Source organism: Facivitalis istanbulensis (assembly GCF_040560405.1).
GTDB lineage: Bacteria > Pseudomonadota > Alphaproteobacteria > Sphingomonadales > Sphingomonadaceae > Sphingomonas > Sphingomonas istanbulensis.
Genome location: NZ_JAVSCQ010000043.1, coordinates 1 through 18,982, shown reverse-complemented (window position 1 = coordinate 18,982; position 18,982 = coordinate 1). Strand labels below are relative to the sequence as shown.

15 protein-coding genes and 1 pseudogene are annotated in these 18,982 nt (G+C 57.2%); 7 read left to right on the top strand and 9 right to left on the bottom strand.

The annotated features are described in order from the left end of the window. Positions 1–251: 251 nt before the first annotated feature. The 7 genes from gmd (at position 252) to RN629_RS17155 (ending at position 9,194) form a co-directional block, all read left to right on the top strand. Complete coding sequence (gmd, locus tag RN629_RS17185) at positions 252–1,313, top strand: GDP-mannose 4,6-dehydratase (RefSeq protein WP_407036336.1); 1,062 nt, start codon at positions 252–254, stop codon at positions 1,311–1,313. Between the two features lies 1 nt (position 1,314). Further along, a complete protein-coding gene (gene fcl / locus RN629_RS17180) occupies positions 1,315–2,262 on the top strand; it encodes a GDP-L-fucose synthase (RefSeq protein ID WP_407036335.1) in 948 nt (315 codons plus the stop codon). 191 nt (positions 2,263–2,453) lie between these two features. After that, entirely contained in the window at positions 2,454–3,860 is a 1,407-nt protein-coding gene (locus RN629_RS17175) for an O-antigen ligase family protein (protein WP_407036334.1), read from the top strand. A gap of 47 nt (positions 3,861–3,907) precedes the next feature. Further along, positions 3,908–4,627: a polysaccharide biosynthesis/export family protein gene (locus RN629_RS17170; RefSeq protein WP_407036333.1), complete on the top strand. Its 720-nt coding sequence runs from the start codon at positions 3,908–3,910 to the stop codon at positions 4,625–4,627. Between the two features lie 148 nt (positions 4,628–4,775). Beyond that, on the top strand, positions 4,776–6,917 hold the full coding sequence (locus RN629_RS17165) for a GumC family protein (protein WP_407036332.1): 2,142 nt from the start codon (positions 4,776–4,778) through the stop codon (positions 6,915–6,917). A gap of 50 nt (positions 6,918–6,967) precedes the next feature. After that, a complete protein-coding gene (locus RN629_RS17160) occupies positions 6,968–7,744 on the top strand; it encodes an O-fucosyltransferase family protein (protein ID WP_407036331.1) in 777 nt (258 codons plus the stop codon). 28 nt (positions 7,745–7,772) lie between these two features. Continuing rightward, positions 7,773–9,194, top strand: a complete 1,422-nt coding sequence (locus RN629_RS17155) for a hypothetical protein (RefSeq protein ID WP_407036330.1) — start codon at positions 7,773–7,775, stop codon at positions 9,192–9,194. Between the two features lie 9 nt (positions 9,195–9,203). On the opposite strand, the gene RN629_RS17150 is transcribed toward RN629_RS17155, so the two are convergent. From RN629_RS17150 to RN629_RS17110, 9 genes and pseudogenes are all read right to left on the bottom strand, one after another. Continuing rightward, positions 9,204–10,331, bottom strand: coding sequence for a DUF1972 domain-containing protein (locus tag RN629_RS17150; RefSeq protein ID WP_407036329.1), 1,128 nt, complete (start codon positions 10,329–10,331; stop codon positions 9,204–9,206). Beyond that, a complete protein-coding gene (locus RN629_RS17145) occupies positions 10,328–11,632 on the bottom strand; it encodes an O-antigen ligase family protein (RefSeq protein WP_407036328.1) in 1,305 nt (434 codons plus the stop codon). Before RN629_RS17145 ends, RN629_RS17150 begins: the two co-directional genes overlap by 4 nt. Positions 11,633–11,643: 11 nt before the next feature. Continuing rightward, complete coding sequence (locus RN629_RS17140) at positions 11,644–12,291, bottom strand: acyltransferase (RefSeq protein WP_407036327.1); 648 nt, start codon at positions 12,289–12,291, stop codon at positions 11,644–11,646. Then, on the bottom strand, positions 12,288–13,562 hold the full coding sequence (locus RN629_RS17135; RefSeq protein WP_407036326.1) for a glycosyltransferase family 4 protein: 1,275 nt from the start codon (positions 13,560–13,562) through the stop codon (positions 12,288–12,290). Before RN629_RS17135 ends, RN629_RS17140 begins: the two co-directional genes overlap by 4 nt. 4 nt (positions 13,563–13,566) lie before the next feature. After that, entirely contained in the window at positions 13,567–14,415 is an 849-nt protein-coding gene (locus RN629_RS17130) for a glycosyltransferase (RefSeq protein WP_407036325.1), read from the bottom strand. Then, positions 14,412–15,557, bottom strand: coding sequence for a glycosyltransferase family 4 protein (locus tag RN629_RS17125; RefSeq protein ID WP_407036324.1), 1,146 nt, complete (start codon positions 15,555–15,557; stop codon positions 14,412–14,414). Before RN629_RS17125 ends, RN629_RS17130 begins: the two co-directional genes overlap by 4 nt. Before the next feature lies 1 nt (position 15,558). Further along, positions 15,559–16,788 (bottom strand): hypothetical protein, encoded by a 1,230-nt coding sequence (locus RN629_RS17120; protein ID WP_407036323.1) that lies wholly within the window; start codon positions 16,786–16,788, stop codon positions 15,559–15,561. After that, on the bottom strand, positions 16,788–18,077 hold the full coding sequence (locus RN629_RS17115) for an exopolysaccharide biosynthesis polyprenyl glycosylphosphotransferase (RefSeq protein WP_407036322.1): 1,290 nt from the start codon (positions 18,075–18,077) through the stop codon (positions 16,788–16,790). The genes RN629_RS17120 and RN629_RS17115 overlap by 1 nt, the downstream gene beginning before the upstream one ends. A gap of 282 nt (positions 18,078–18,359) precedes the next feature. Next, positions 18,360–18,809 (bottom strand): annotated as a pseudogene (locus RN629_RS17110) (integrase core domain-containing protein); the annotation flags it as partial. Between the last annotated feature and the right edge of the window lie 173 nt (positions 18,810–18,982).

Here is an 18,982-nt window from a genome sequence, read left to right as displayed (position 1 = left end):
CCGACCCTCCCGGCTGTCCGTCAGGCCATCCTTGATCGTCTGTTACGCCCGCCGTCGCGACACTGTCCGAACTGCGGAACGGCGCTACCATCACCGCGTCCCACACTTCTGCCAAAGTAGTGCTAGGATACGGACCGCCATGGGTTGGCGGTCCGTCGACCGATGGCGGCGACTTTCAGGCGCCAGCACTTGCGTCCCGTTGCAACCGCGGTGTACGGACGCGGCCTATTTCTCGTAGATCAAGGTTCACCATGAAAAAGACGGCACTCATTACCGGTGTGACGGGTCAGGACGGGGCATATCTTGCCGAGTTGCTGCTCGAAAAGGGTTATGAGGTTCATGGCGTGAAGCGGCGTTCGTCGTCTTTCAATACGGGCCGTATTGAGAATATCTATCAGGACCCACATACCGACAATGCGCGGTTTCATCTTCATTATGGTGACCTGACGGACAGCACGAACCTGATCCGGCTGGTGCAGCAGGTGCAGCCGACCGAGATTTATAATCTGGCCGCGCAGAGCCACGTCGCAGTCAGTTTCGAGACGCCCGAATATACGGCCAACGCGGATGCGATTGGTACGCTGCGGTTACTCGAGGCGATCCGGATCCTGGGCATGGAGAAGACGTGTCGCTTCTACCAGGCCTCAACCTCGGAACTATATGGTTTGGTCCAGGAAGTGCCTCAGCGGGAAACCACGCCCTTCTATCCACGCTCGCCCTACGGCGTTGCCAAGCTGTACGGCTATTGGATCGTGGTGAACTACCGCGAGGCTTATGGGATGCACGCGTCGAACGGCATTCTGTTCAATCATGAAAGCCCGCTGCGCGGCGAGACCTTCGTGACGCGCAAGATCACCCGTGCGGTGGCGGCGATCAAGCTGGGTCGGCAGGAGAAGCTGTGGCTGGGCAATCTGGATGCTAAGCGCGACTGGGGCCATGCACGGGAATATGTGCGTGGCATGTGGCTGATGCTGCAGCAGGACGAAGCTGACGACTATGTGCTGGCGACCGGTGAGACGACACCAGTGCGCACTTTCGTCGAATGGGCATTTGAGGATGTCGGTATCACTCTGCGCTGGGAAGGCGAGGGCGTCGACGAAAAGGGCTACTGCACCGAGACGGCGCGTTGCCTGGTCGAGGTAGACCCCCGCTATTTCCGTCCGACCGAGGTCGATCTGCTGATCGGTGATCCGGCCAAGGCCAAGGAAAAGCTCGGCTGGAGCCACGAAACCTCGGTACGCGACCTCGCAAGCGAAATGGTGCAGGCCGATCTGATCGTGATGGAAAATGCCCCGATCGCCAAGGACGCCTGAGATGATCGGCAAACCCTTCGATCTGACTGGCAAGCGTGTCTTCGTCGCGGGTCATCGCGGGATGGTCGGCTCAGCTATCGTGCGGCGTCTGGCGGCCGAGAACTGCCAGGTGCTGACCGCCGGGCGGGGCGAACTCGACCTGAAGGATCAGTCCGCGACCCGGCGCTGGTTCGACGATCAGCAGCCCGACGCGGTATTCCTGGCCGCCGCCAAGGTCGGCGGGATCTTGGCCAACGATAGCTATCCGGCCGACTTTCTCTACGACAATCTGATGATCGAGGCGAATATCATCGAGGCGGCGGACCGTAGCGACGTCGCCAAGCTGCTGTTCCTGGGATCGTCATGCATTTATCCCAAGTTCGCCGAACAACCGATCGTCGAGGGCGCATTGCTGACGGGTTCCCTCGAGCCGACCAACGAATGGTATGCGATCGCCAAGATCGCCGGGATCAAGCTGGCCCAGGCGTATCGGCGTCAGCATGGTCGCGATTTCATCTCGGCAATGCCGACCAACCTGTATGGCCCCGGCGACAATTTCGACCTGGCGTCCAGCCATGTTCTGCCGGCGCTGATCCGTAAGGCGCATGACGCCAAGAAGACCAATGCAGATGCCATCGAAATCTGGGGTACCGGCACGCCGCGCCGCGAGTTCCTACATGTCGACGATCTGGCAGATGCCTGCGTCTTTTTGATGAAAACCTATTCTGATGACGAGCATGTCAATGCAGGTTCGGGCGACGACATCGCGATTATCGACCTGGTCCGCTTGGTTGCCGAAGTCGTCGGCTTCGAGGGCGAGATCACTCATGACCTGACCAAGCCCGACGGTACGCCGCGCAAGCTGATGTCTGGCGACAAGCTTGCCGCTATGGGATGGGCGCCGCGCATCGGGTTGAAGGAGGGCGTTCAGGCCGTTTACCAGACTTTTCTGGCTTCGCCCCTTGCCTGAGACAGGGCATGAGAGAAGAGGCGTGTTCTGGAAACCCCTTATGTTAGAAGGGCGTTGGTTTCCGGTCGGATATAACGTCAAGGACGCATATCGAGTCGGAAACCGACGTTCCTCATCGTACGAAGGCGAGGAATGACGTATTCCCGCTGCGGATCTGATCGAGAAACCAAGAAGGTGGGTGGGAGCTTTTCGTGTTGAGTTCGGCAGCAACGCTGTTTCGACGAAAGTCGGGTCCCAGTGCCGGTCGGCATTCCCGGATATTCTGGATACTGGGTGCCTATCTCGCATTTGCCTTTCTGATCGGTGGCGGATCGCGCAGTGACATCGTCTCGCTGCTGTTTCTCCGCCCGGTCGCCGCGCTCATCTTCACGCTCGGATGCTGGTCGCTCACGCGAGACGCCCTGTGTGCCCGTCCTGTATTCCTGGGCATCGTGGTTGCGATCCTTGCGCTGACGATCCTTCATTTGGTGCCTTTGCCTCCTCAACTATGGCAGTCCCTGCCCGGGCGCGGGATCGTCATATCCATCGATCATGCGACGGGAGCGGGGGACATCTGGCGTCCGCTGACCATGACGCCCGACGAGGGCTGGAACGCGTTCTACAGCATGTTCGTACCCTTGGCGGCGCTGGTGCTGGGGCTTCAGCTGTCCCCCGGCCAATTGTCCCGCTACCTGCCCATGTTCATCGTGATCGGCATCGTGAGCGGACTGGTTGGGTTGGGTCAGATCCTGGGTGGCGACTATAGCCCGCTCTATTTCTATCACTTGGCCAATCGCGGGCTGGCGAGCGGTATCTTTGCCAATCGCAATCACGGTGCGGTGTATCTGGCGACGATGTTCCCCATGCTCGCGGTCTTTGCCGCCGGACAGCCCGAGCATGGCCGGCATGCCCGGACGATCAGACTTCTAGCGGTCGGCATCGGCGCGCTGATGATCCCGTTCCTATTGGTGACGGGATCGCGCGGGGGACTGTTCGCCGGGATCGTGGGGCTGGCAAGCGTTCCCTTCCTGTATCGGCCTGTGCGGTCGACGGGAAAGCAGGTGTCGCGACGCCGATCGACGATGGTCTATGCGGCTGTGGGTGGAGGCGCTTTGGCCTTGGTGGCGCTCACCGCATTCATGTCGCGAGCCGTCGCGCTGCAGCGCCTGCTGAACCAGGACAATAAGAGTGAAGTCCGTTTCAAGGTCTGGGGTCCGATCCTGGACATGACTAGGGACTATATGCCGTTCGGATCGGGGCTGGGATCTTTCGTGAAGATCTTTCAGGTCAACGAACCCGACGTGCTACTCAAACCCACCTATCTGAATCACGCGCATAACGAGATATTGGAAGTGCTGCTTACCCTGGGCATACCAGGCGCCTTGTTGCTGATCGTAGGGCTCGGTGCTTTCGCGGTGGCAGCATATCGGGCCTTTCGTACCCCGGTATCGACTTCGCAAGCGCGGTTTGCGAGATTGGGTGCTGTCATCACCCTTCTGATCGGTATCGGGAGTTTGGGAGATTATCCGTTGCGGACTCCATCAATGGTCTGCCTGTTGATGATCGCCCTGCTCTGGCTCGGCGGTGGTCGTGCTGATTCGAAGATGGCTAGGAATTAGGCTCGCTATTATTTATGGGCGAGCGAGGCAGACAGGCTAGGAACGTGATGTCGCGTAAATTCGTCGTTTTGGGATCTGCTCTGATCCTCGCAGCATGTGGAGGAGGCCCACGCCTCGGGGAGAGCGGCGACCGGTCCGTAACGATCGTGGGAGCAAAGTCCCTCCCTACGCCGGATCGCCGAGATTTCATCGGCAATGATCGCCCCTATCTGATCGGGCCATTCGATAAGTTGACGATCGATGTCTTCGGGATCAACGATCTGAGCGCCAAGCAGGCTCAGGTCGATGCGAGCGGACGACTCTCGTTTCCGCTTATCGGCGTGATTGAGGTCGCGGGGCATACGCCCGGCGAAGTCGAACGTATTATCAAACAACGCCTGAGTGAGCGGTTCGTCCGTGACCCGCAGGTCACCGTGAACCTGGTGGAGACGGTCAGTCGTGTCATCACGGTTGATGGACAGGTTAAGGAGCCTGGCCTCTACCCAGTCATAGGTCGCATGACGCTTATGCGAGCGATCGCTACGGCCAAGGGGGCTGACGAATTCGCCAAACTCGATGATGTGGTGATCTTCCGAACGGTAAATGGCCAAAAAATGGCAGCGCTCTATAACCTGAAGGCTATCCGCCAAGGTAATTACGAAGATCCCGAGGTTTTTGCGAATGATGTCGTCGTGGTTGGCGAGTCTAGGGCGCGACGCCTCTTCAAGGATTTGCTGCAGGCTGCACCTTTGTTGACGACTCCATTGATTATCGCTTTGCAGCGATAAGATAAGGTAAATTTTGTAATATTATCTGCTGATCCTAACGCACCTGGCCTGAATTACGATATTTTGGGACGATGCGAGCGGTGGCGGTATGAGTGGTAGAGCCATCAATATGCTTCAATCGAACATCATAACCGCACCATCGTCCTCGATGATCAATGATCAAAAGGACGGCGACCATATATTTCCACCGTTCCTTCTGCAATATTGGCAGATCGTACTCCGATGGAAGTTTGTCATTGGCGGGATCACTCTGCTGGCGCTGATCGTCGGGCTCGTCGCCACGCTGCTGATGACCCCGAAATATACAGCAGCGGCACGCATCGAAATCAGCCGCGATCAGAAGAACGTGACTAATGTCCAGGGCGTTGCGCCGGATGACGGACGGGATCTGGAATTCTATCAGACCCAATACTCCCTCCTAGAGTCCGAATCCCTGGCGGCTCGCGTCGTGCGTCAGCTACGGCTCGCAAAAAGCGACACGTTCTTTGCGCAGCAGGGCGTGAGCAGCAGCCAGCTTGAAAAGCTTGGCCCTGCTAGCGGCGCAGGTGCCGCGGGCAGCGGACGTGAGAAGCTGGCGATCGATCTGCTCCTTCACAACGTCACCATCGCTCCAATCAGGAACTCGGCGCTGGTCGATGTTCAATATACCAGCAACTCGCCTGACCTCGCGGCCCAGATCGCAAATACCTGGGTCCAGCAGTTCGTGGCACAGAGCAACGATCGGCGCATGGCTTCGACCAGCGAGGCGCGTAAGTTCCTGGAAGGGCGCCTTGCGGACCTACGTATGCGGCTTCAGCAGTCCGAACGTGATGTCGTGACCTATGCCTCGCAGAACGGCATTGTCGCGCTGACTCGGACCCAGGGCATGGACGGCAAGACGCAGACCGAGCGCACGCTGGCGTCGGCCGATCTCGAAGCACTGAACACGGCACTGGCCCAGGCAATTTCGGACCGCATCGCAGCCGAAAGTCGCGCCAATGCGCCGGGGGCCCGCGGCACCAACGCGGATGCGATCAACAGCGCGGCACTTGCCCAACTGCGGCAGCGCCGCGCCGAAATTGCGGCCGAATATGCAAAATTGATGGTGCAGTTCGAACCGGGCTATCCCGCGGCACGTGCGCTGAACGAACAGATGAAAGCCCTTGATGCAAGCATTGCCCGAGAAGAAGGGCGCATCGCGAGCTCGCGGAGCAACGATTACCAGCAGGCACTTGCGCGAGAGCAGATACTTTCCGAACGTGTGACCCGCCTAAAGAACGATCTTGATCGTCAGCAGCGCGCCACCATTCAGTATAACATCTATCAGCGTGACGCCGACACGAATCGGCAGCTGTATGATGCACTGCTCCAGCGCTACAAGGAAATCGGCATCGCTGGTGTCGGTGCGGATAATATTGCGATCATTGACAGCGCAAAGGTCCCTGACCGGCCGTCGTCTCCCAAGCTGTTCCTGAACATGGGTATCGCCCTGCTGTGTGGTCTGGCACTAGCCGGCGTGGCGACTTTCGCGCTCGATCAGATCGATGAGGGGCTTCGTGATCCTGGCGATATCAATCGCCTGCTTCAGATCCCGCTGCTGGGAAGCGTACCGACGGTCAAGGAGGGCAAGCCGTTCGATTTGCTTTCCGATACCAAGTCCACATTAGCGGAAGCCTATCTCACGGTTCAATCCAATCTTGCCTTTTCAACCAGTCATGGTGTTCCACGCTCGTTCATCGTGACCAGCACGCGGCCAGCCGAAGGCAAGAGCACGACCAGCTATGCGATCGCGACCGTGTTGGGCCGGATCGGCAAGAAGGTGGTATTGATCGATGCGGACATGCGAAACCCTTCGATCCATCACATGCTCGGCATTGGCAACATCTCGGGGTTGAGCAACTTCCTGGCTGGTGACAATGACTGGGCTCCGCTGATCCATGGCGGTCAGGTTCGCGGTGTCGACATCATGCCCGCAGGGCCGATGCCTCCCAGTGCGGCCGAACTACTCAGCAGCGATCGCATGTCTATGCTGATCAACCGGCTGTTCGAGCGTTATGACCATGTCGTGATCGACTCCCCGCCGATCCTAGGGCTTGCCGACGCACCGCTGCTGGCACGCAGCGTCGAAGGATGTGTGCTCGTCATCGAGGCCGGTGGCGTTTCCGTTCGCGGCCTCAAGTCGTCGCTCGCGCGATTGGAGTCTGCCCACGCCCATATCTTTGGCGCGGTGCTTACCAAGATCAAGGAAGATCATTCCGGCTATGGTTACGGCTACAGCTACAATTACAGCTATGGTCAATCCAAGAGCTAGGCTGAGCCCGTTTGGTTAAAAATGAATATTGATGAAAAGGAACGACCGTCATGACGGTTGCTATCGTGCGAACGCATGGCGGATTGGGTAATCAGCTTTTCCAGGTCTTCTATGGCCGCCTTCTGGCGGAGCAGGAAGGTATCGAACGCCTCGTCCGAATCCATGATGCCCGCTACAAGCACGGCTTTCAGGGTTCGGAAATTTTCCAAGGGCTGAGCGATCAAACGGGGAGCCTGCGATCGGCCATTTCTGCCTTGCGCATTCCTAAGGTGCTGACCCGTCTGCTTCCAGGCTCGACGGAAGTCATCCGGTTGCCGGGCACGATCCTAATTGATGGATATTTTCAGCGCTCGGAAGATTATGCGCGCTTTCCCGAGCCGAAAGTGGCGGCAGGCATCGCGCGCATCCGGAACGAGTTCGGGATCATCCGCGGGCAGGGCAAGGGGCATCTGACCCATTTGCGACTTGGTGATTTCTTCACCACCGAGGCTGCGCAGGTCGCGCATCTGAACGATCGCCTCGACGCCATTCCCGCGGGCGGCGCGATCATCACCAACCGGGATGACCTTCTGACGAACGCGCTCGACAATCCCGTCTATCGCGATCGGTTCGAGCATATCGATACGAGCGACATTACGACGGAAGATCTAGTCCGGCTGATGGCGCGCTATGCCGTTCTTGATACCAACGACAGTACCCTCGCTTTCTGGGCTTCATTGCTCAGCGGTTCCGAACTTCACTTGAGTGAGGAACGGATCAAGCGTCTAATGGTCACGTTGCGGGCCGCGGACGCCGGATCGAACGCAATCGAGTCTAAGGGGATCTAGAGCGCTTCGCAGGGGTTTAGGCCGTGGTATGAATGAAAATCGACGCCAGGCACTGATCCTTGCCGCAACTCTTATCCCCTTGATGAGCCGCGCCGAAGCAGCTCCCCCGCAGGGCGGCGGAGAAAAGGCATCGTCCCAGGGAGATGAGGTAAGCGTCTGGGACTTCATGACACCGCAAAATATCGCGCGGTGCAAGACGTCTGACAATCCGCCGGACTGTACCGTAGCCTTTACTCGGGCGCAGCAGGTCAGCCATTTGGTCCGTGTTCCGCCGGGTTATTACAAGCTTTCAAACCTTCGTCTGTTGAATGGGCGGGCCTTGTGCGGAGCGGGCGAAAATGCCTCCTTTCTGATGCAGGCGGCACCGGACAAGCCGATCATCCGGTGTCTGTCGGATGAGACGACCGGGCAGATCAGCGGTGCACGAGTAGAGGGTTTTTCCCTTCAGGGGGCCAGCGATGCGACCATCGCGGCGGTGATTGTCGAAGCCTATGGTGGCTATGCCGTCTGGCGATCGCATTTTTCCTTTTACGCCAGCAAATGCTATTCCGCATTGGTCGTCCAGCCGAATGCGGACGGCACGAATGTCTTTCATTGCGACTTCCGGATAACGAGCGAAACGACGGCAGCCACGGCCGTCATGTTGCGCGGTGCCTATATCACCGCGAACCTGTTTCTCACCCAATGCTCCAGTTGGGCGACCGAGCTACATTGCGTCAATTCGCAATTCACAATCGTCGCGGATGGTTGTGTGATCAACCACGGTCAGATCTGTACGATCAATGCTGCCATCGAATATATATGGGCCTCACGCCCCCCATCTGCGATTTGCGTGCAGGATCGTGGTTTCAACAATGTCTATCTATCGCCAACCATCAATCTATATCCAAGCGATGTAAAGAAGATCCGCTATGCGCTTGGTGGATTTTCTAATACGACATTCATGAATCCTCAGATCATCGGCTTGGGACGGATCGCACATCCTTTCGCACCCACCGCCTTGCCTTGTGTCGTCATGGGCGGGCGCAGCAATGCATTGAACAAGATTGAGGCGATCTTTGACGGATCGGCCGACGATCGCGACCCTCGTCGTATAACCCTCTTGGGGAATTGCGCCGAGATAGCATCTTACGGCTCTTATCCCGGAGCCTGTGCGGTACAGCGCGAGCCGGTGGTGGCCGCCTTTACCTGCCGCGTGCGACCTGAGACCCAGGTGCTGATCCTGGAGCCATCTGCGGATCTTCTGGAAGGGCGTCTCGACCTGCTGGGCGCCAAGGCTGCAATACCGGATGGTTGGACGCTGGAGATCGCGACGACCCGGGTGCTCAGGCGACTGGCCTGGCCGGCTGGAACCGAGTGGGAAGGGGTACCCGGCACCTTGCGCCCCGGCTCACCGCTCAAAATCCTCTGGGTGAAAAGTGCTGGCCGCTGGATGGTGATTCAGTCTTAATCCCAGCCGTCACCGCTCCAGCATGACGTCAAAATATTGCCGACCAACAATGTCCCAGGTGTAACGACGGGATGCAATGTCCCGCATCGTGAGGCCCTCGGCATCGTCGAGGGGCCATTCGCTCGAATTGACGAGCGTCGCTAGCGTGGCCTCGCTGTCGAAATACCGGGCGCTGTTCTCAGTCGTATAGCGATTATAAACGCAATCATAGGCGAGGACCGGTTTTCCGAGGATCATCATTTCGACAAGCGATGGATTGGTCCCCCCCGCCGAGTGGCCATGGATATAAGCCGAGGCATGGTGGCGAAGGGCGTAGAGGGCCTTGGGTTCGTACACCGGATCAAGAATCTTGATGTTCGGCACACCGCGATACTGATCGGCCAACGATCGGCCATAAGCCGAGGACTGCCAATTGCCGACCGCGACCAACTTGCGCTCGGTCTTGGCGAAAGCGGCTAGGATGAGATGCACGTTATTTTCCGGCTCGATCCGGCACAGCATAAGCGAATAGGGCGAAGCGTCTGACCGGGCAGAGGCGTTGCCGGCTCCGAGCAGCGCATTATCACCGCCATAGGGGATTTCGATGGCCTTGGCGCCATAGGCTTCGGCCACATGATCGACGATGCCCCCATTATCGGCGATGACGGTATCCGCAAAGTGCACTGCCAATCGCTCCGAAAATTTGAGGAACAGAGAGGCAGCCCGAGACCATTTTTCGCGGCGCCATTCTAGACCATCGATGTTGACCACGAACTTGGCGCGTGAAAATAGCCTTGCCACGGGCAAAATGAGTGCGCCCGAGACTCCCAGAACCATGATGACGTCGGCGCGTTGGATTATCGCGCGAAAAATCGATATGGCGTCATAGATCACGCTCGAGATGCCATTGGCGTCGAGTGGAATGTAGCGCAGTTCCGCACCCTCGTAATGACTCGGCCGATCGGCATAGGCACGACTGCTGCAATAGACTGTCAGCGCGCCTGGCAAGGACTTGCGAGCGTGGTAGCGGACCAGATTCTCGACGAGCGTTTCGAAGCCACCATATTTTGCCGGAATGCCGACGCTTCCCACGATTGCAATGACAGGACGGTGGTTCCGGGCACCCGAAACGGGGTGCACGTCTTGGTCAGGGGTCATGCTGGCACCGCCTCTGTGCTGGATTGAACGGGGGACGGCTGGCCGTTGGAGAGCATGGTCGGCTTTTGCATGTAAAGATATCCGATCAACCACGCCGTTATAATCGTTATGCCGTGCAGCTCGGTTTTATTGAATAGCCCGGTGATGACGGTCGTCGACAGAAATATTGAAAGGACCACCCCGCGCAGCAGCCGATCGTAGAAATATCGTGGATTGATCTGGCCGGATCGACCCCAATTAATGAACTTCAATATGGAAACCGTGTAAATGACGATGCCAAGCAGGCCGTACTTGATAAGTACGTAATAAAAGCCATTATGAAGGATGGGGATGAATCGGTAGTTCATGCCCATGCCCATGTCCACCGATTGCCCGAGATCGACGGTTGCACCGGCACCACTGCCGAAAAACTTATGAATGATATCGGAATGATTGAATTTCAGCTGGGCGTTGTAAGCCTCGAAGCCGCGCCAGTTTAGAAGCATCTGACGAGCATCGAAACTATCTGTAAATAGCAGTTCCTCAATTGATCGCCGCCACTTTACGGTAATCGTCAGATCGCCGCCCGTATAGGCCGGGAGAAAGGGCCAAACCAAAAAGCCGATCACGACGGCCAAGACAACAGCAAAAATCGCGCGCCGCCAAGTTGCCAGAAGCCCCGCCCAGGTCGCGACGAGGCCCAGGGCGATGAGCACTGTGGTACGCGAGTTGCTGAGAATGATCGCAACGCCGATGAGCACCAGCGCTCCGATGATCGCGGGGAAATGGCGTCTATCGCTGTGACGAAGATGTTCAAGCAGGAAGGGGATTGCGACCACGCCCAGCAACGGAATTCGTGATGTGGCGGTTTGATCGCCCGTCATGGGGTCGGCAATCTCATAACCATAGCGCAGATAGAGTACGATCGACCACAAACTGGTCAATACCGCGAAAAGCACCAGGAAGCGCAGAGTCCGCTCACCATCTCTCGTCCGCATTCCGAGTTGGAAACCCAACACCAGACAAAGACAAAGCTTCGATATGTACCAGATGTCCTTGCCGATATCGTAACTTTCGTTACCCCTCGACATGGCGACTCCGTAGATCATCATAAAGAGGAAAGGGGCGGCCAGTTTAAACGCGTTGCGATTCACCTCACCAGGGGACAAAACTGCAAGGAGCAGGCAGAGCGCCGCGATGACGGCGGTAAATGGACCAGCTGGAAGCACATAACTCAGCAGCATGAGCGCAAACAGCGTCCATTCGACCGATAGTGACGTAGAACGTCCGCTTTGAAGCGTCGCCTTGTTATCAAGCATCATATCTTGCCGCCTTATGCGCGCTTGCCGATTTCTCGGGCAGGGACACCAGCATAGATGACGCGCGATCCATATTCGCCCCTGGTCACGAGTGCAGCTGCCGCCACGATCGCGTCGTCCCCCAGCGTCACACCGTCCAACACCGTGGCCTTTGCACCGAACCAGTTATTCTGCCCCAGAACGATTCCGCGGCCGTCGATACCCTGCTGACGTATCGGTACATCCAGGTTGGCCGTGACATGGTATTCGGGATGGATGGATACATAGGGTCCGACGATCGTGTAGTCGCCGATCGACAGCCCATATCCGCCACCGATATTGCAGTATGGGCCAAAAGAGACGTCATGCCCGATCGAGACGCCCGGACAGGTGAACATCGGCGAGCCCGAGCACCGCAAGATCGAAAAGTCGCCCAGCGAGAAATTGCGACCCAGCGACAATTTGATGCAGTGGCGCGCATCGACGAGTGCATGGGCGCCGATCTTGGCGCGACCCGTGAAGCGGATGTTGCGCAAACCATAGATCCGGGCACCGCGGTCCATGAAGACCAGACGCGGCTTTTGCAGGCGAACCAGAAAATAAAAGGTGCCGCGTAGAAGCATGATGACAAGATTGACGGCATGTCCCGGGTCGGCGCGAATGATGTGCCAGGTCCGGCTCATGGCTTTCGTTTCCAGGTCTCGATGACACGATCGTAAATCGCATTCCACCGTAGGGTGCGCTGTTGCCAGCTCGCTTGTTCGGCACAGGCCAGCGCACCTTGCGACAGCACTGCAAGATCGCTGCGATCGGCGATATAGGATGACAGAATCGCGGTCAGGCGCTGGGTCATTTCCGACACGCTGCCGGGCATGATCCGGACGCCGCACTTGTCACAAATGCTGTCGTGCATGCCACAGTGATCGAAGGCGACGGTGGGCACGCCCATGCCCATCGCCTCGAACAGGACGGTGGTGTGGGCCTCAGCCTGACTAGTCAGGACATGAAGATGCGCCTGCGCGAAGATCGCAAAGACGTCCTTGCGTGGAATCTTTCCATGCCAGCGGATGCGATCGTTTATGCCCAATTCGCGGGCCAATGCCTGCATCGGCTCCGCAAGAGGGCCTGAGCCGACCACATCCAGTGCCCATTGATCCGGTACGTCTGCCAGAGCACGCAGCAGGATGACGAGCGCCTTGCGGGTTTCGATCGTGCCGGCCCAGATCAGCCGCAATGGTCCATCTGATGGTGGGGTATGCGTCGTGGTCGGTGGAGTCGTCACGCCATTTTCGGGCATGATAATCGATTCCTTGCCATAGACCTTGCGGACGATGGTGGCATTTTCGACCGTATTGGTGACCAGGATATCGGTGTTGGCCAGAGCGCGGGCGAGACGAGGATTAACCCGAAATTGCAGGGCGTTTACCGTATTACGCGCTAGGGTTTTTAAACCCTCACTCAACCCCAGTCCGAAAAAGGCGCGCAGCGGGCGCAGATCCATCGCACCGATCGGCCCCCAGATATAGGGTCGGTCAAGCTTCCACAAATATCCAGGCTCGCGATATCCGATCGGGCAAAGATAATGGACGATATCAACCGACTTGCGATTCAATATTCCACGTGCGACCTTAAGGGCTTCGAGGTGCCAATAACGATAGGCCACATAAAAGCTGTATGGAAGAACGCTGGTACGATTGAGATGATTGGCAATCCGCGCGGCTTTGCTCGGCATGACGGGGACAAACTCAACCGGATATCGAAAATCGCTGGTATCGACCCCAGTCATCTCCTCGAAATCACCCATATGATCACCGGCCAGACCATAAAGGACGATCAGGCGATGATGTTGTGCCATATGGACGACATGGTTCCACCCGACAGCATATTCCGAGCCTCGGGTCGGAGATATGCTGTAGGCGAGGATCAGGATCGTTTTGGGCTGTTGCTCGGCCATCTGATCAACCAGGTGCCTTGTCTCTGTTCTTTATCTGGCGACGAATGCAGGCCAGTCGCTTGCGTGATGCTTTCGAGAGTAGGGAGGTGATCATCAGGGTCTGGAGGCGGACCGGGATCAGCCGTTTGACTTGTGTCACCCGCTCGTAATTGAGAAATCCGGCGGTTTCATATTCCATCGTGCTGTCAAAGCTCGAAGAAGATCCAAATGACTTGTGATGAATCGAGATATTTTCAAAATATACAGGACGAAGTCCTAGCTTTTGAACGCGACGTGACATTTCTGCCTCTTCGTAATACATGAAGAAGCTTTCATTGAACCCACCAACCTGCGAGAATAATAATTTCGATATGATGTAAAAAGAACCAACTGGGAAGATGCGCCCTATCCATTTCTTGTTATGTGGTGTCAGCGAGGAATACCAGCCGCGCAGGCTCCCGATGACAGTCTTGTATTCGGGGAGGACATCGAACGCATAAGCGCGGCCCTTGGAATCGATCTGGCGAACCGTTCCCCAGAGATGGGGGGGCGAGGCATGATCGATGGGATCGATCGCTTCTAGAAACTCGATGTCCGGATTGGCGAATATCAATGTCGAGCCGTTGGCGATGGCCGCGCCGGCATTGCAGGCCGGGCCAAATCCGCGATTTTCAGCTTCGACGACACGGACCGGAAAGCCTGCGTCCTTCAGCGGCTGGAACAGGTCCTCGATTTCCGGATGCCCAGAATTCTCGACAATGATGAACTCTACGGCCCCTCCCTTTCGTCCGGAACCGGACGACAGGAAGGTCTCCACATAGCGCGGGATATCCCGTGCCGAATTGTGCGTGACGGTAATGATCGACAGCGTCATGAGGCTATACGGCCTTGGAAAAGGGGGAGCATCTGCTCGGCAACCGTGACCCAGCGGTATGCGTGACGGACCTCTGGCGCGCGCGCCCTAGCCTGAATTCGTTGGGCAGGCAAATCCGCCACCACGGTGCGGATAGCCCGCACGAAATCCTGGAAACTGTCGCTCTGGAACGCCGCGCCGATATAGCTGTGGCGCAGGTCGCTTAACGCAGTGTTATCGGCGACGACGCACGGCACGCCCAGTGCCGCGGCCTCAATGATCGGTATGCCGAACCCTTCGCATTCCGATGGAAACAGGAAGATATCGGTATCGCGGTAAAGGTCGTGCAGTTGCTCGTCGCTGATGCCGGATATCAGGCGGACGGTGGCCCCTGCGGGGGAGGGGGCTGCTGCCTGTGCCTCGATTTCTGCTGCATAGGATCCGCTTCGCGAACCGACCAGGGTCAGTTCGACATGCATGCCCACCTGCGCGAGAACGTGCGTCGCGCGGATGCACCAGTCCTGACGCTTGCGACGCTCCAATCTCGAGACATATAGCAGCTTCAGCGGTCGCCCGAGAGGCTCGAGCGCCTTGTGGCTGAGCTCACCGACCTCGCCAACCGCGTTGGGAATGACGGTGATCGACGACGCGTCGACCTGGAAATGATGCGCAATGCGTTCCCGCGAATAGTCGGAAACGGTCGCAACCAAATCGCTATGCCGGGCGGCCCAGCCGAAAAGCAAGCGTCGCACGAACCTGTACTTCCAAGAAAACAGGCCAGGATAGTCCAGAAACAGCACGTCGTGGATGACCGAGATGGTCCGGGCGCGGGCGAAAAAGGGGCGGACATATTGGCTGACGACCACGTCCGCGCAGGTCGCCTTGATCGCGCGAGGCAGAGCGATGGCGTTGCGGGCCAGGAAGCCCCCCCTCATCGGGACGTAGATGAAGGGGACGGTCAGAAAGCGCTCGATCGCTGAGCGGTCATGGGCCGCACAATAGATTTCGACGGGGTCGCTCCCCGTCCGCTGGATGGCATCGGGCAGCGCATTGATGATGGCGGCCAGAAAAGTGGTGGTGCCCTGCGGTCCCGCGTCGAACGTATGGCAGTCGAACAAGACGCGAATTGTGGCCTGTCCTTGCGATGGCGTTGAAAATGGCATGTCAACGCACCCTGCTGTCGGAGGGAAGCGGTGACAGCGATACGCTATTCAGGCGGATCGCCGCGTCGGTTGCACCATCCGTAGGCGCCAGCATAAAGCTCAGACGGAGGGCTGAGCAGTTGGCGGGAATGGCGATCCGCGAACGGCTGCGTTCGTTGGTGCCGGGGGCAACCTCGACGGCCAGGAGCTGGGTAGTTTCCTTGCCGTTGACGCAAAGTACCTGCCAGGTTCCTCGTGCAGGATGCGCATCATCCGGGAAAGACACGGATTGGGAAAAGTCGTAAGATCCGGAACGGGCGGGTGTTACGCGATATAAGGCAACCTTCGCGGTGGAAGAGGATGTCGAGATATTCACCGTGTTCTGCGAATCCAGCGCGGTCACGATATCGGCATCATTGATCGGCGTCCATGTCAGCGGATGGAGGTTTTCCATCCAGCTTTCCTGACTGAAACCGACATTCCTGATCGCCGCGGGCGTCATTCCGCCGATGCGGGACGCAAGCCGCTGCGCCTGGGGTAACTGGCCCTGATCGACAAGGCGGCCCATCGCGATCGTTGCGGCCGGCTGATAGACGGCGGAAAGTTGACCCGCGCCGTTGGCTTTCTCAATGGTTTCGATCACCCCGTCGAGGGCGGATGAATGGCTCGCCGCATAAGTCAGGAAGACTCCGTTCCACGGGCGCCGTTGCAGATAGGGGACCAGGGCGTTGCGCACTTGGGGCGTACCTAGCGCTTCGCTCAGGACCGGCATTAGCATCTGCCTGGACTCGTCCGATGAGGATAGGGCTCTGTCGTAGTGCCGCAGAGCCTGCTCGATCCTACCGTTTCCGACCGCATCCTCGATCAGCCAGATCTGCGTCAGGGTGTCGCGCCGCGATACCTGCTCGCCCAGCGTCATCACCGGGCGCAAATGCGGAATCGACTGGTCCGGGAGGTTGAAGGCATAGATCCGTAAAGCCTGCGCAGTGAGGGGATTGTCTCGCAAAGCCGCCCTTGCTCGCGCAAGCCAGTAAGGACTGGGCTTCAGCGTATCGCCCTTTTCGGTCACGACATTATTGTAGGCGCTGCTCAAGATGGCGGCATTGCCGGGCGCGATGCTATTGACCAGTGATGGCATCGAATAAGCGAGCGTTCCCGTCGCCGCCTGTCGCGCAGCCGCGGTTGCCAGCATCGCCCCCGCGACGACGAACCCGGCAAGACGGAGCCACGATGTCGGTGACGCAATCTTCATTATTTTGCACCCGTTCCGGTGAGGACGATCTTGACCGTTTGAAGTGTAATGATGACGTCAAGCCAGAATGAGAAATTCTTAACGTAATAGAAGTCGAGGTGAAGTTTGGATCTGATGTCTTCCAACTCCGCGACATGACCCTGCTTGACCTGGGCCCATCCGGTCAATCCGGGCCGAATAATATGCCGATAGTGGTAAAAGGGAATTTCTTTCTCGTACCATGCAGAGAGTTGCTCTGCCTCGGGCCGTGGACCAATAAAACTCATTTCGCCCAGAAAAATATTGATAAGCTGAGGAAGTTCGTCAAGACGAGTGCGTCGTAAAAAGCGCCCAACGCGTGTGATGCGGGGGTCGTTTTCAGTTGTCATGGCGCTGCGAAGTGACGCTTGATTATCGGGAGACTGAAAAGGCTGGGGGATCATTGTCCGGAATTTATAAATCTTGAACGGACGAGCGCGATATCCCATTCTTTGCTGAAAGAATAAGGCGCCACCTTCCGAATCTACGCGAATAAGAATATAAATGATCACAAGAAGAGGTGATAATATTATCAGGAGTAGTAGAGCGACAATCCTATCGGTCAATGACTTGAGTTGCAGATATATATCGTTCGGATTGAGCGAGCCCAGGGTGTTTTCGGAAAGATGCGAAATCTCGACCCGACCGGTCAACTGCTCGATAACATCGGGAGCGTGATAGATAGGCACGCCGGCAAGTGCATATTTTGCAATGCAGGAATCGCATTCCCGATTATGATCGGCGCGAAGGTCAACAACAACCCCGTGAATATCAGAAGAAATGCTCTTGGAGATATCCAGAGATATCCAGTGTATATTTGGCATAAGTGGTAAAAATTCCGCGCGTCCGCCACTAATGACGCCAAAAGTACTCTTCCGCTTTCCAAGGAAAAATACTTGAATAGCGGTCGATATGACGACCGAGGCTATGGCGCTGGTTAGAAGCTGGAGGCGACTATAATCAAATCGAAGCATCAACATGCATGCGGCTATTATACCATAGCTAAACATCAGGCAGAGCAAAAGATATCCACCGGAGGCGGCGCTTGGGAAAATATTGAGCTGGCGAAAGCTTAAATATGCTATAAATATGGCAAGAGATGCTGCGATAGCGGTAACACTTTGAAGGTTTGCTATGGAGCCTCCATTTAACTTCCAAGAAAAAGCTGCCAATGGTAGAATAATGCCAAATATGAAGAGCATTAATATCTCTGCCATAATAAGCTTTGCCGAATTTGACCGCTGCTTTGCAACAGAATTGAACGCACCCATGATTGCTAATTCTACCTTTGGCAATCTGAACTATTTTGGCATTTTAAAGCGTTGCAATTGATCGATTTTGCACGCGCTGGCGATGGCATTATGTATTCACGGTTTCTACGTGCAGATCTCTGACATGCGGAACCGCCAATCTCTGGTTTTCTTGTCCGTTGTGGCTAATATAACATAGTCTTGAGGCTTATATAGCGCCTGCATCAATTGGCAAGGATGACGGCCTGATGCCCAACCATGGAAGCGTCTGATCTGCCGCCGCCGAGTGGACCGATTGGTTTGTTAGTGGATTAAGCTCATCGCCGCCATATCCGGGTGGAGGTGGAGCGAAGCGGAACCGGAGGCCGGATATGGCGATGTCGCCGTTTCCGGGGCCGGCGGTCGGTAGCCCAGGCTGCTGTGAGGGCGAACGGTGTTGTAGTGCCGCCGCCAGGCCTCGATCAGCACCCTGGCCTCGGCGAGGCTGTAGAAGATCTCGCCGTTGAGCAGTTCGTCGCGAAGCGACCCGTTGAAGCTTTCGTTATAGCCATTCTCCCATGGTGATCCCGGCGTGATGTAGAGCGTCTTTACGCCGATCTGCCCCAGCCATTTCTGGACGGCAGTCGCGATGAATTCGCTGCCATTGTCGGACCGTATATGTGCTGGCGGGCCGCGCAGGACGTACAGGTCGGCCAGGGCCGCCAGAACATCCTCGTGCCTGAGTTGCCGCGCAACGATGAGCGCCAGGCATTCCGGTCGTGTCCGTCAATGTGGTGTAATTTCGGTCGTGGCCCCGGGGCGCATCGTTCAGGCGGCCTTGGGTGTAATCTGTAGCGGCGTCACCTCCTCGATCTGTGGTGTGGCGAGAGCGGCCATTCCCTCGATCTGCATGTAGCGGCTCTGGAGCTGGTACTCGTCGTTCTGTT

Coding starts and splice junctions, on each gene's coding strand:
- RN629_RS17150 (WP_407036329.1), bottom strand. CDS start 10,331: ATGACCCCTGACCAAGACGTGCACCCCGTTTCGGGTGCCCGGAACCAC.
- fcl (WP_407036335.1), top strand. CDS start 1,315: ATGATCGGCAAACCCTTCGATCTGACTGGCAAGCGTGTCTTCGTCGCG.
- RN629_RS17160 (WP_407036331.1), top strand. CDS start 6,968: ATGACGGTTGCTATCGTGCGAACGCATGGCGGATTGGGTAATCAGCTT.
- RN629_RS17140 (WP_407036327.1), bottom strand. CDS start 12,291: ATGAGCCGGACCTGGCACATCATTCGCGCCGACCCGGGACATGCCGTC.
- RN629_RS17170 (WP_407036333.1), top strand. CDS start 3,908: ATGTCGCGTAAATTCGTCGTTTTGGGATCTGCTCTGATCCTCGCAGCA.
- RN629_RS17165 (WP_407036332.1), top strand. CDS start 4,776: ATGATCAATGATCAAAAGGACGGCGACCATATATTTCCACCGTTCCTT.
- RN629_RS17120 (WP_407036323.1), bottom strand. CDS start 16,788: ATGAAGATTGCGTCACCGACATCGTGGCTCCGTCTTGCCGGGTTCGTC.
- RN629_RS17155 (WP_407036330.1), top strand. CDS start 7,773: ATGAATGAAAATCGACGCCAGGCACTGATCCTTGCCGCAACTCTTATC.
- RN629_RS17135 (WP_407036326.1), bottom strand. CDS start 13,562: ATGGCCGAGCAACAGCCCAAAACGATCCTGATCCTCGCCTACAGCATA.
- RN629_RS17145 (WP_407036328.1), bottom strand. CDS start 11,632: ATGATGCTTGATAACAAGGCGACGCTTCAAAGCGGACGTTCTACGTCA.
- RN629_RS17125 (WP_407036324.1), bottom strand. CDS start 15,557: ATGCCATTTTCAACGCCATCGCAAGGACAGGCCACAATTCGCGTCTTG.
- RN629_RS17130 (WP_407036325.1), bottom strand. CDS start 14,415: ATGACGCTGTCGATCATTACCGTCACGCACAATTCGGCACGGGATATC.
- RN629_RS17115 (WP_407036322.1), bottom strand. CDS start 18,077: ATGGGTGCGTTCAATTCTGTTGCAAAGCAGCGGTCAAATTCGGCAAAG.
- gmd (WP_407036336.1), top strand. CDS start 252: ATGAAAAAGACGGCACTCATTACCGGTGTGACGGGTCAGGACGGGGCA.